General features: G+C 61.9%; 6 protein-coding genes and 3 rRNA genes. 2 read left to right on the forward strand and 7 right to left on the reverse strand.

Annotated elements, in window-relative coordinates; translation table 11 throughout:
• Positions 1-2: 2 nt before the first annotated feature.
• The 7 genes from ACE37B_RS02255 to tyrS all read right to left on the reverse strand — a co-directional run bounded on the left by ACE37B_RS02255 (position 3) and on the right by tyrS (position 9738).
• The gene (locus ACE37B_RS02255; RefSeq protein ID WP_409921657.1) at positions 3-1274 is read right to left on the reverse strand and encodes a replication-associated recombination protein A; all 1272 of its coding nucleotides are present in this window, start codon (positions 1272-1274) and stop codon (positions 3-5) included.
• Complete coding sequence (locus tag ACE37B_RS02260) at positions 1271-1693, reverse strand: NUDIX domain-containing protein (RefSeq protein WP_409922877.1); 423 nt, start codon at positions 1691-1693, stop codon at positions 1271-1273. The genes ACE37B_RS02255 and ACE37B_RS02260 overlap by 4 nt, the downstream gene beginning before the upstream one ends.
• A gap of 45 nt (positions 1694-1738) precedes the next feature.
• Positions 1739-2386 carry a tetratricopeptide repeat protein gene (locus ACE37B_RS02265; protein ID WP_409921658.1) on the reverse strand — a complete coding sequence of 216 codons (648 nt, stop codon included), beginning with the start codon at positions 2384-2386 and terminating at the stop codon, positions 1739-1741.
• Positions 2387-2870: 484 nt separating this feature from the next.
• Positions 2871-2987: ribosomal RNA gene (gene rrf / locus ACE37B_RS02270) — 5S ribosomal RNA — on the reverse strand.
• 84 nt (positions 2988-3071) lie between these two features.
• A 23S ribosomal RNA gene (locus tag ACE37B_RS02275) occupies positions 3072-6134 on the reverse strand.
• Between the two features lie 400 nt (positions 6135-6534).
• Positions 6535-8055: ribosomal RNA gene (locus ACE37B_RS02280) — 16S ribosomal RNA — on the reverse strand.
• The 16S, 23S and 5S rRNA genes sit together here, the layout of an rRNA operon.
• 405 nt (positions 8056-8460) lie before the next feature.
• Complete coding sequence (gene tyrS, locus ACE37B_RS02285; RefSeq protein ID WP_409921659.1) at positions 8461-9738, reverse strand: tyrosine--tRNA ligase; 1278 nt, start codon at positions 9736-9738, stop codon at positions 8461-8463.
• A 24-nt stretch (positions 9739-9762) separates the two neighbouring features.
• Here tyrS and ACE37B_RS02290 point away from each other — a divergent pair, with 24 nt between their 5' ends.
• The gene (locus ACE37B_RS02290; RefSeq protein WP_409921660.1) at positions 9763-10845 is read left to right on the forward strand and encodes a DUF2332 domain-containing protein; all 1083 of its coding nucleotides are present in this window, start codon (positions 9763-9765) and stop codon (positions 10843-10845) included.
• 86 nt (positions 10846-10931) lie between these two features.
• The gene (locus ACE37B_RS02295) at positions 10932-12728 is read left to right on the forward strand and encodes a flavin-containing monooxygenase (RefSeq protein WP_409921661.1); all 1797 of its coding nucleotides are present in this window, start codon (positions 10932-10934) and stop codon (positions 12726-12728) included.
• Positions 12729-12742: the final 14 nt, after the last annotated feature.

The following is a 12742-nucleotide window of genomic DNA, read 5'->3' on the forward strand; positions in this document are numbered from 1 at the left end:
GGTCACCTTCGCTGACGCCGTTCGATTTCGGCCTCGTCGCCATGGCTCGACGGCGTGTACCAACGCTGGCCGACCAAGCGGTCGGGGAGATACTGCTGCTCGACCCAACCATCGTCATGGTCGTGAGGATACTCGTAGCCCACGGCGTGGCCGAGCGCTGCCGCACCTTGATAGTGCCCGTCCCGCAAATGAGCCGGTACCTCGCCGGTGGCACCGTTACGAACCGCTTCTCGGGCGGTCCAGATAGCGAGCGCGGCGCGGTTGCTCTTCGGCGCGGTCGCAAGGTGGATCGCCGCGTGCGCAAGGTTCAACTGCGCTTCGGGCAGCCCGACGTGCTCCACCGCGTGTGCGGCTGCCACCGCGACCTCGAGCGATCGACTGTCGGCGAGGCCGATGTCTTCGCTGGCGAAGATGACGAGCCGGCGGGCGATGAAGCGAGCATCTTCACCGGCTTCGAGCATCCGTGCCAGCCAGTACACCGCGGCATCGGCGTCCGACCCGCGCATCGACTTGATGAATGCGCTGATGACGTCGTAGTGGTCATCCCGCCCGTACCTGAGGGCGCTCGTGCCGAGCGCCGCCTCGACGTGTGCGAGTTCGATGTGCGTGTAGTCCGAGAGCGCACAGGCGACCTCGAGCGACGTCAGGACCTGACGACCGTCGCCGCCGGCCCGCTCGACGAGCAACGTCACCGCGTCGGCTGCAGCGGTGACCCCTTCCGCTTGCAGGCCGCGTCGGATCAGGGCCTCGATGGCCGAGTCGTCGAGCGGTTCGAGTCGGAACAGCGTCGACCGGCTCCGCAGCGGTGCGTTGACCTCGAAGAACGGGTTTTCCGTCGTCGCACCGATCAGCGTCAGCGTGCCGTCCTCCACCGCTGGGAGCAATGCGTCCTGCTGTGACTTGGAGAAGCGGTGGATCTCGTCGAGGAACAGGATCGTTCCGCGACCGTGCTGGCCCAGCCGTTCACGGGCTCGCTCGATCGTTTCACGCACGTCCTTCACGCCTGCGGTCACCGCCGAGAGTTGTTCGAACGCGCGGTCCGTGGTGCCGGCGACTGCAAGCGCCAACGTGGTCTTGCCGGTGCCCGGTGGCCCCCAGAGCAGCGCGGAGGTGAGCCGGTCGGACTCGACGAGCTGACGAAGCGGCCGACCCGCGCCGACGAGGTGTTCCTGGCCGACCACATCGTCGATGGTGCGAGGACGCAACCTGGCTGCGAGCGGCGCCCGAGCCAGCTTGGCCGTCTCGGCGGCCGCAGCGAACAGATCATCGCTCATCGGAGGAGTACACGCTGGTACGACGGACGGCGGAACTCGACCACGTTGTCGGTGAGCCACTGGCGATCCGCCCACTGCCAGGCGCGGAACTCGACGTCATCCGGTGTCGGAACGACAGCATCGTCGACAACACGGAACGTGAACCAGCGTTGCACCTGGCCCATGCGCCCCTTGGCACGTATCGCTTCCGGCCACTCGTAGGCCGTCCACTCGGGATACTCGTCGATCAACTCGACGTCATCGCGGCTCAGCCCGGTCTCCTCCTGCAGCTCGCGCCATGCTGCCACGACCGGGGTCTCACCGACGTCGATACCTCCCTGCGGGAGCTGCCATTGACCGGCGAGGTCGCTGCGCTCGAATGCCAGCACGTGTCCGGTGCTGTTGACCACGACTGCGACCACGTTCGCTCGAAAATGCATACTCGCCACGACGCGCGAGGGTACCGGTCGGCCCGAGGGCGATGCTCAGCGGCCCAACGAGCGAAGCCGATCGACGACGTCGACGAAATCCGGATCGTGATCGGCAACGGTGGCGAAGTAGCGGCGCGCTCCGATGGTGTCGCCGAGTCGGTCGTGCAGGTCGCCCAGCACGTACCACTGACGCAGATGGTGATCGCGCACGCGCTTGGGAGGTTTGACACCATCCTGCATCGCAGCGATCGCTCGCGACAGGTCCCCTTGATCCGCAATCGAGTTCGCCCACACGATGCGTCCTTCGGCGATGACCTCTTGTGCCGGCGATGCGGCCTTGATCTGCTCCCACACACGCTCGACCGCCTGCCACCGCCGCATCGCTCGATACGAGTCGGCGATCACCGGGAGCAGTGCCGGGTTCTCATGGAGTTCCTGCGCCTGCTGCAACGCCGCGACCGCCTGCTTGTAGCGACCGAGGCGATATGACGCCAGGCCGAGGACCTCCTGCACTGCAGCGACCATCGGCGCTTCTTTCGCAATCGCCGCCGACAGGCGCCGCGCCTCGTCGAAGCGTTCTCGATCGAGCGCCTCCGAGGCCTGCGCCAACCGCTCCGACAGCCGCTTGCCGCGTTGTTCGCCGAGCGCGCTGACCAGTTCGCCGCTCGTCTCTTCGTCGAGCGGTTCGGGTGATCGCCGCACCGGGCCGCCGACGGCACGACTGGTCGCCGCGACCGCAGCGTCACGAATGGAGCCTTCGTCGATCCACTCCTCGACCGTCCGCTCGTCCGCGTGGCGACGATCCAGCCCTGGATCTCGAGGGGGCCTCGGACCACCACGCCGTGCATCGACTTCGGCCGCGCGACGTTGCGCATCGGTGAGTGGTGCGGATTCCTCACGCCATTTCGGTGTGAATTTGTCGCCTCGGCTCGACCCGCGACCCGATCCACGACCGGCGCCTCCGGAGCGCCCACCAGGGCGATCACCGGAGCGCCCACCAGGGCGATCACCGGAACTCGGGCGGCCGGCGCCACGTTTGGGCGCGCCGCCAGAACGCCCGCCGGACGATGGACGCTTCGATCGGTGTTCAGACATAGCACACCATGCTAGGAGCGCGATCAGCACTTGGAACGCCGAAAACGACCAAGGCCCCACCGGGTATCCGGTGGGGCCTTCGTCGTTCGAAATCGGGCGGCGTCCTACTCTCCCAGGGGGTCTACCCCCAAGTACCATCGGCGCTGACAGGCTTAACTTCCGTGTTCGGGATGGGAACGGGTGTGACCCTGTCGCTATGGCCACCCAAATCAATTGTCAATACTGATCCCCACAGTCGGGAACAGAGTTCAGGGGACTCCCTGATGACTCCAGAGCAAGCACGAGCGTTGTTCAAACCAAGCCCTCGGCCGATTAGTACCGGTCGGCTGAACGTGTTACCACGCTTACACCTCCGGCCTATCAACGTGATGGTCTCGTCACGGGCCTTACTACGTTTACCGTATGGGAATACTCATCTTCACACGGGTTTCCCACTTAGATGCTTTCAGCGGTTATCCCTTCCGTAGGTGGCAAATCTGCGATGCCTCTGGCGAGACAACAGACACACTAGAGCTACGTCCGTCCCGGTCCTCTCGTACTAAGGACAGCCTGTGTCAATATTCCTTCGGTTGCGGAGGATAGGGACCGAACTGTCTCACGACGTTCTGAACCCAGCTCGCGTACCGCTTTAATGGGCGAACAGCCCAACCCTTGGGACCTGCTTCAGCCCCAGGATGCGATGAGCCGACATCGAGGTGCCAAACCTTTCCGTCGATATGGACTCTTGGGAAAGATTAGCCTGTTATCCCCGGAGTACCTTTTATCCGTTGAGCGACCACACTTCCACACGTGATGGCCGGGTCACTATGCCCTACTTTCGTACCTGCTCGACTTGTAGGTCTCGCAGTCAAGCTCCCTTGTGCCATTGCACTCGACGACTGATTGCCAACCAGTCTGAGGGAACCTTTGGGCGCCTCCGTTACTCTTTAGGAGGCGACCGCCCCAGTCAAACTACCCGCCTGGCGCTGTTCCTGATCCGGATAACGGACCGAGGTTAGAGATCCAACATACACAGGGTGGTATTTCAACAATGACTCCACACTGGCTGGCGCCAATGCTTCCAAGTCTCCCACCTATCCTACACAATGCAGGTCAAATCTCAACACCAAGTTATAGTAAAGGTTCACGGGGTCTTTCCGTCCTTCCGCAACTAACGAGCATCTTTACTCGTACTTCAATTTCGCCGGGTCTGTGGTTGAGACAGTGGGGAAGTCGTTACGCCATTCGTGCAGGTCGGAACTTACCCGACAAGGAATTTCGCTACCTTAGGACCGTTATAGTTACGGCCGCCATTCACTTGGGCTTAGGTTCACAGCTTCGCTCCAAAGAGCTAACCGTTCCCCGTGACCTTCAAGCATTGGGCAGGCGTCACAGCGTATACAGCGCCTTTCGGCTTCGCACGCTGCTGTGTTTTTGGTAAACAGTCGCTACCCCCTGGTCTGTGCCACCCGCCTCAGCTCGGAGAGTAAATCTCGTCACCAAAGCAGGTCCTCCTTCTTCCGAAGTTACGGAGGCAATTTGCCGAGTTCCTTAACCACAGTTCTCCCGCTCGCCTTAGTATTCTCTACCCGCCCACCTGTGTCGGTATGGGGTACGGGCACCGTGACAACTCACTGCTGGGCTTTTCTTGGCAGCATGGAATCAGTGACTTCGCGGTATGTTGCTCGGCATCGCGTCTCAGAGTATGTGGACCGAACTCTCATAAGGTCCCTCCTACACGCTTACCCCAGGATAACCATCACCTGGGTTCACTTATCCTCCTGCGTCCCCCGTCAGCTATCCGCCAGCGGCTCGGTTAGTTCGCCCACCCGAAGGTGAACAGCCCCAACGTTGCCACTCTTGGACCTGGCGCGGTCACGGTGGTACTGGAATATCAACCAGTTGTGCATCGACTACGCCTCTCGGCCTCGTCTTAGCTCCCGACTCACCCTGGGGGGATTAGCCTTCCCCAGGAACCCTTGGGCTTTCGGCGGAGGGGTTTCTCACCCCTCTCTCGCTACTCATGCCTGCATTCTCACTCGATACCGCTCCACGTACCCTCACGGATCCGCTTCTCAGCTGCATCGACGCTCCTCTACCGCTCCTGATAAATCAGAAGCCCATAGCTTCGGCTCTGTACTTGAGCCCCGTTACATTGTCCGCGCAGGATCACTCGACCAGTGAGCTATTACGCACTCTTTCAAGGGTGGCTGCTTCTAAGCCAACCTCCTGGCTGTCTATGCAATCCCACATCGTTTTCCACTTAGTACAGAATTAGGGGCCTTAGCTGATGATCTGGGCTGTTTCCCTTTCGACCAACGAAGCTCATCCCCCGTGGTCTCACTGCTGCGCTCTGGAGTATCGGTATTCGGAGTTTGACTGGATTCGGTAAGCTTGTGGGCCCCCTAGTCCAATCAGTGCTCTACCTCCGACACTGAACACGCAACGCTGCACCTAAATGCATTTCGAGGAGAACCAGCTATTGCCAAGTTTGATTAGCCTTTCACCCCTATCCACAACTCATCCCCGCAATTTTTAACTTACGTGGGTTCGGTCCTCCACGGGGTCTTACCCCCGCTTCAACCTGGCCATGGATAGATCACTTGGCTTCGGGTCTACAGCATGCGACTCTACGCCCTATTCAGACTCGCTTTCGCTCCGGCTTCCCATCTCTGGTTAACCTTGCCACATACCGTAACTCGCAGGCTCATTCTTCAAAAGGCACGCCATCGCGGCCACACCGAAGTGTGACGACGCTCTGACTGTTTGTAAACCAACGGTTTCAGGTACTATTTCACTCCCCTCCCGGGGTACTTTTCACCTTTCCCTCACGGTACTGGTTCACTATCGGTCACCAAGGAATACTTAGACTTATGGGGTGGTCCCCACAGATTCACGCCGGCTTTCTCGGTTCCGGCGTTACTTGGGATGACAGGCGGATGATACGTACATTTCGGATACGGGGCTATTACCCACTCTGGCTGAGCCTTTCCTGACTCATTCTCCTATGTAGCATCTGTAATCCGTGATCGATCTGAAGCTCGATCTCCTGGTCCCACGACCCCGCACCAGCAACGCCTTCAGGCTTGGCACTGGCACGGTTTAGTCTCTACCCATTTCGCTCGCCGCTACTCAGGGTGTCGCGGTTGCTTTCCTTTCCTCGGGGTACTGAGATGTTTCAATTCCCCCGGTTCCCTCCTACTGCCCTATGTGTTCAGGCAGCGGTACCACTCCATGACGAGTGGTGGGTTTCCCCATTCGGATATCTGCGCTTCGAGGCCTAGTCGACGGCTCCACGCAGCTTTTCGCAGTCACTCACGTCCTTCATCGGTTCTTGGTGCCAAGGCATCCACCGTTGGCTCTTTGTAGCTTGGAAAGAACAAGATTTTATCTTCTCGTTCGCTTGAGCCGTCCGAAGACGGCTCGATACTTACGGACTGATCCCGAAGGATCAGCCAATAAAGATGCTCGTGCTTGCTCTGCAGTTCTCAAGGAGCCGTATGGCCGGCCAGGACCTCACCACCGTACGGCGGGAGACCACGTCCGTGCCCGCACTCACGCCGTAGCGGAGTTCGAGGGCCGGATGGCCGTCTACGTGAAGGACGAATCCCTCAAAACGGAAGAGAAGACGGTGCCTGACGAAACTCGTCGCACGAGGAGGGACCGAATCCCTCAACCCTTGCTCGGTTGTTTCGACAGACGCACCAGTGCACCAACAGGTGTGTGTCGTACTGGGCCGAACGTATGTCGACCTTCAGCAGACAGGCACTCCTTAGAAAGGAGGTGATCCAGCCGCACCTTCCGGTACGGCTACCTTGTTACGACTTCACCCCAATCACCGACCCCACCTTCGACGGCTCCCTCCCCGAGGGGTTGGGCCACCGGCTTCGGGTGTTGCCGACTTTCGTGGTGTGACGGGCGGTGTGTACAAGGCCCGGGAACGTATTCACCCTGGCGTGCTGATCCAGGATTACTAGCAACTCCGGCTTCATGGAGTCGAGTTGCAGACTCCAATCCGAACTGAGAACGGCTTTGATGGGATTCGCTCACCCTCGCGGGATCGCAGCCCTTTGTACCGTCCATTGTAGCGTGTTTGCAGCCCTGGGCATAAGGGGCATGATGACTTGACGTCATCCCCACCTTCCTCCGAGTTGACCCCGGCAGTCTCCTGCGAGTCCCCAACATTACTTGCTGGCAACACAGGATAAGGGTTGCGCTCGTTGCGGGACTTAACCCAACATCTCACGACACGAGCTGACGACAGCCATGCACCACCTGTGTAAGGCCCCGAAGGACACCCTATCTCTAGAGCTTTTCCCTACATGTCAAACCCAGGTAAGGTTCTTCGCGTTGCATCGAATTAAGCAACACGCTCCGCTGCTTGTGCGGGCCCCCGTCAATTCCTTTGAGTTTTAGTCTTGCGACCGTACTCCCCAGGCGGGGCACTTAATGCGTTAGCGACGGCGCGGATCTCGTTGGTTGAGACCCACACCTAGTGCCCAACGTTTACGGCATGGACTACCAGGGTATCTAATCCTGTTTGCTACCCATGCTTTCGCTCCTCAGCGTCAGTTACGGCCCAGAGCGGCGCCTTCGCCACTGGTGTTCCTCCTGATATCTGCGCATTTCACCGCTACACCAGGAATTCCCCGCTCCCCTACCGCACTCTAGTCACAGTAGTATCGAGTGGCCTCTTGAGGTTAAGCCTCAAGTTTTCACACCCGACTGACTGAACCGCCTACGAGCTCTTTACGCCCAATAAATCCGGATAACGCTTGGTGCCTACGTGTCACCGCGGCTGCTGGCACGTAGTTGGCCGCACCTTCTTCTGGAGGTACCGTCATTTTCTTCCCTCCTGAAAGCGGTTTACAACCCTAGGGCCTTCTTCCCGCACGCGGCGTTGCTGCATCAGGCTTGCGCCCATTGTGCAAGATTCCCCACTGCTGCCTCCCGTAGGAGTCTGGGCCGTGTCTCAGTCCCAGTGTGGCTGATCATCCTCTCAGACCAGCTACCCGTCGATGCCTTGGTGAGCCGTTACCTCTCCAACAAGCTGATAGGCCGCGAGACCCTCCTGGACCGGCGGACCTTTCGTCATCTCCCCATGCGAGGTGATGGCGGTATTCGGTATTAGCAGTCGTTTCCAACTGTTATCCCAAAGTCCAGGGCAGGTTTCTCACGTGTTACGCACCCGTTCGCCACTAAGTCTTCCGGAGCAAGCTCCATGGACTTCGTTCGACTTGCATGTGTTAAGCACGCCGCCAGCGTTCATCCTGAGCCAGGATCAAACTCTCCAACAAAAACGTGGCCGATCTCTCGTGACCCACCGGAGTGAGCGCTCGAGTCGGCGACGAAGTGTCAGCGAGCGCTGTGAGCGAGTGGAATGCTCGTTGATCTCACAGCACTTGGCTGGATTGGTCGAGCCTTTGTGGCTCGACCGGTATTCGTGTTGCTGCCGGCTGGGAGGCCGACAGCGAAATTGACAGACAGTTTCTCGCGGCCGACCCCGAGGGGCCTGCCGACCGAACTGCCCGCACTGGCGTTCTGTCTTCTCTTCCGTTTTCAAGGAGCCGAAGCTCGGAACATGCTCTACGCTGGGATTTCTCCTCAGCGTGGCGTTGGTTCCTCTCGCTTTTCCGGCGGCTACTGCCTCCGTGAAGCGAGTAGCTAAGCTAACGCACGGCAAACGGCGCCACAACCTCCCGTCAGGAAAAAACTTCGACGAGGTGGTGATCCTTCTTCCCGCGGCGGAGCAACAGGTATTTCCCCTGGAGTAGTTCATGGCCGCTGAGCTGGTCTTTTTCACCGATCTTGACCCCGTTGAGGGAGTAGCTGTTCTGCGCGAGATTTCTTCGCGCGTCACCGTTGGACGAGGCCAGTTCGACCTCGACGAGAAGGGCCACCGTGTCGCCGAGTCGCTCGGCCGAAATCCGGCTGAACGGGATCTCCGAGGCGAGGGTTTCGAACGCGGCGATCGACGCGCCGGTCGGATCCTTCGCGAAGAGCAGATCGGCCGCCTCGTCGGCGGCGTCGGCGGCCGGCGTCCCGTGCACGAGCGACACCACATCGTGAGCCAGCACCCGTTGGCCTCGACGCAGGTGCGGCGCCTCGGCGTGCTCGACGGCGATCGACTCGATCTGCTCGACGTCGCGAAGTGAGAACGTGAGCAGTTGCTGGCGGACGTCGTCATCGGCGGTCTGCATCCAATACTGGCGCAACGCGTACGGGCTGGTCTTGTCAGCGTCGAGCCACACCCGGGCGCCCGAGGTCTTGCCGAGCTTCGACCCGTCAGAGGCGGTCATCAGCGGCCACGAGAACGCGTGCACGGCTGTCTGGCGCTTGCGACGGATGAGATCGACCCCCGAGATGATGTTGCCCCACTGGTCGGAGCCACCGATCTGGATCACGCAGCCCAGATGGTCGTGCAACCAGAGGTAGTCGTTGGCCTGGAGCAGCATGTAGCTGAATTCGGTGAAGCTGATCCCGTGCTCGGAGTTGATCCGCACCTTGACGCTCTCGCGGGCGAGCATCTGGTTGACCGTGACGTGCTTACCGACGTCGCGCAAGAACTCGAGGATGGTGATCGGCTGGGTCCAGTCGCGATTGTCGACCAGCGCTCCCCGCTCGGGATCCGAGAGATCGACGATGCGTCCCAGTTGCTCCTTGATGCAGGCGACGTTGTGGTTCAACGCCTCGTCGTCGAGCAGGTTCCGCTCCTCCGACTTGCCACTCGGATCACCGATCATGCCGGTCGCCCCACCGGCGAGCGCGATCGCACGGTGACCGGCGTCCTGGAACCGGCGCAGCATGATCAGCCCGATCAGATTGCCGACGTGGAGGCTGTCGGCTGTCGGGTCGCAGCCGTAGTAGATCCCGACTGGACCGTCGGCGATCTGTGCCCGCAGGTGCTCGCGGTCGGTGGAATCATGGATCAGGCCTCGCGCTTCGAGGTCGGCGATCAGATCGTTGTTCACGAGCGGCATAGCCCCGAGGGTAGCTTCGCGACGGTGCGCGATCCCTGGAACGATGCCGAACTCGCTCGACGCTTCAACGAGTCGGCACGGGACTCCGAGGCGCGTGCTCCGCTCAACGCTGCGTTGTCGAGGATCATCGCCCGGCGACCTGCGCTGTCCGGCTTGCTCGCGCATGCCCCCGACCCGCAACAGTTGCCGGTTCTGCTGCTCGCCGCCATCCACTTCCTCGTCCTCGACGAGCCTCAGCACCCGCTGGCGAGTTGGTACCCCAACATCACCGAGCATCCACGCGCTCCCGACGACCGTCGCCTGGCATCCACCCTCGAGTCCTTCGTCGACGAACGAGCCACCACGATCATCGAATTGGTCGCATCGCGACACGTGCAGACCAACGAGATCGGCCGATGTGCGGCGCTCATGCCCGCCATGCGTCTGGTGGCCGACGAGGTCGGCCCGCTGGCACACCTCGACGTCGGCGCGAGCGCCGGGTTGAACCTCTTGCTCCCGGCATTCTCGTTTCGCTACGACGACGGCCCACTGATCGGGCCCGACCCCGCAACGGTCGAGATCGGCTGCTCGACCAGAGGCGAAGCGCCGTTGGACCTCTCGCGCTGCGTGCTCCCCGGACTCGCGAGCCGGTGCGGTATCGACCAGCGCCCGATCGACGTCACCGATCCGACCGAGGCGCGATGGCTCGAAGCGTGCTGCTGGCCGGATCAGGCCGACCGATTCCGACGCCTGCGAGCGGCGATCTCGATCGCCCGCACCTCGCCGCCCGAACTGTTGGCGGGCGATGCCGTCGACGCTGTCGCAGGAGCCATCGAACGCATGGCCCACCGCGCTCATCCGGTCGTGACCACGACGTGGACGTTGAACTACCTGCCACCGGATCGCCGCCGGGCCTTCGTCGATGAACTCGACCGAATCAGTGCGACGACCGATCTGTCATGGGTGTTCGCCGAATCCCCTGCCCTCACGCCGGAGCTGCCGCACGGAGGTGATCTCCGAGGCGAGCACCTGACCGAGTTGACACTCGTCACCTGGCGCGGCGGGCAACGAACCGTCCGGCACCTCGCGGTCATCCACCCCCACGGCTACTGGATCCACTGGCGCTGAACCAGCACGAGCCGAAGGTGAGTGCTGCGCCGATTTGAGCACTCACACTTCGGCTCGAACGGCTGATCGTCAGTACCGTCGTGGAGATGACGATCGACGAGTTGCCGTTCGACCCCGACGCGCTGCGCGGGAAGTACCGGATCGAGCGTGACAAGCGGGTTCGCTCCGATGGCAACGAGCAGTACATCGAGGTGGTCGGAGACTTCTCGAATTTCGTCGACGATCCATACATCGAGGAGGTCATCGAACGGGCACCGCTCACCGACGACACCGACGTCATCGTCATCGGCGGCGGCTTCGGCGGATTGCTCGCTGGCGCTCGCCTCCGCGACCACGGCGTCGAGAGCATCCGTCTGATCGAGAAAGGCGGCGACTTCGGCGGCACCTGGTACTGGAACCGCTATCCCGGCGCGATGTGTGACGTCGAGTCGTACGTGTACCTCCCGCTGCTGGAAGAACTCGACTACATCCCGAGCGAGAAGTACGTGCACGCGGCCGAGATCCTCGAACACAGCCGCGCGATCGGACGACACTACGACCTCTACGACAACGCTTGCTTCCAGACCGAGGTCACCGATCTGCGATGGAGCGCCGAGGAACAGCGCTGGATCGTGTCGACGAATCGTGGCGATGCGATGCGGGCGAAGTTCGTGACGATGGCCAACGGCCCGCTGCACCGGCCGAAGCTGCCGGGGATCGAGGGGATCAACGACTTCGAGGGGCACACGTTCCACACCAGCCGCTGGGACTACGACTACACCGGCGGCGGCCCGCACGGTGAGCTCACCCGACTCGCCGGCAAGCGGGTCGGCATCATCGGCACCGGCGCGACGGCCGTGCAGTGCGTGCCGCATCTCGCCGAGGGCGCCGAGCACCTGTTCGTGTTCCAGCGCACACCGTCGTCGATCGACGTGCGCAACAACCGCCCGACCGACCCGGACTGGGCGGCATCGCTCCAGCCGGGATGGCAGACCGAGCGGATGCAGAACTTCAACGCTCTGGTCTCCGGTCAACCCCAGCCCGTCGATCTCGTCGACGACGGTTGGACCGACATCATCGGCAAGCTGCTGGTTCGCATCCAGCGGGCGGGCTCCGAAGCCGACCTGTCCGCCGACGGTCTGGGCCGGGCGATGGAACTCGCCGACTTCGAGAAGATGGAGGAGATCCGACGCCGTGCGCAGGAGATCGTCGACGACCCGGCCACGGCCGAGGCCCTCAAGCCGTGGTATCGACAGTTCTGCAAGCGTCCCTGCTTCCACGACGACTACCTCGACGCGTTCAACCGCCCGAACGTCACGCTCGTCGACACCGACGGCCGCGGGGTCGATCGCATCACCGCGGCGGGCATCGTCGCGAACGGCGTCGAGTACCCGCTCGACTGCATCGTGTTCGCGACGGGGTTCGAGGTGGGGACCGACTATTCACGGCGCGCCGGGTACGACGTCACCGGGCGTACGGGCGAGACACTCTCGGCGAAGTGGGCCGACGGGATGGCCACGCTGCACGGGATGTTGAGCCACGGGTTCCCGAACTTGTTCATCATGAGCCCCGGACAGGCCGGCTTCACCGTCAGCTTCCCGCATCTACTCAGTGAGCAGGCGGGCCACATCGCTCATCTCGTCGGCACCGCGCTGGAGCGAGACGCCGACGAGATCGAGGTGACCGAGGAGGCCGAGGAGGCGTGGGTCGCCACGATCATCGACAAAGCCCGGATCTCGCTGCCGTTCCTCGAGTCGTGCACGCCCGGGTACTACAACAACGAAGGCCAGCCGGAGAAGCGAGCTGCCCAGAATTCGTCGTACGGCGGCGGCTCGATCGAGTACTTCCGCCTGCTCGCCGAGTGGCGCGAGCGTGGTGACTTCGCTGGCGTCGAGGTCCGCTGACCGTCCGGTGGCAG

Origin of the sequence: Ilumatobacter sp. (assembly GCF_046290335.1) — a bacterium.
GTDB lineage: Bacteria > Actinomycetota > Acidimicrobiia > Acidimicrobiales > Ilumatobacteraceae > Ilumatobacter_A.

Bases quoted from the DNA above. Each gene is read 5' to 3' on its own strand.
- tyrS (WP_409921659.1), bottom strand. From the start codon at position 9,738: ATGCCGCTCGTGAACAACGATCTGATCGCCGACCTCGAAGCGCGAGGC.
- ACE37B_RS02255 (WP_409921657.1), bottom strand. From the start codon at position 1,274: ATGAGCGATGATCTGTTCGCTGCGGCCGCCGAGACGGCCAAGCTGGCT.
- ACE37B_RS02260 (WP_409922877.1), bottom strand. From the start codon at position 1,693: ATGCATTTTCGAGCGAACGTGGTCGCAGTCGTGGTCAACAGCACCGGA.
- ACE37B_RS02295 (WP_409921661.1), top strand. From the start codon at position 10,932: ATGACGATCGACGAGTTGCCGTTCGACCCCGACGCGCTGCGCGGGAAG.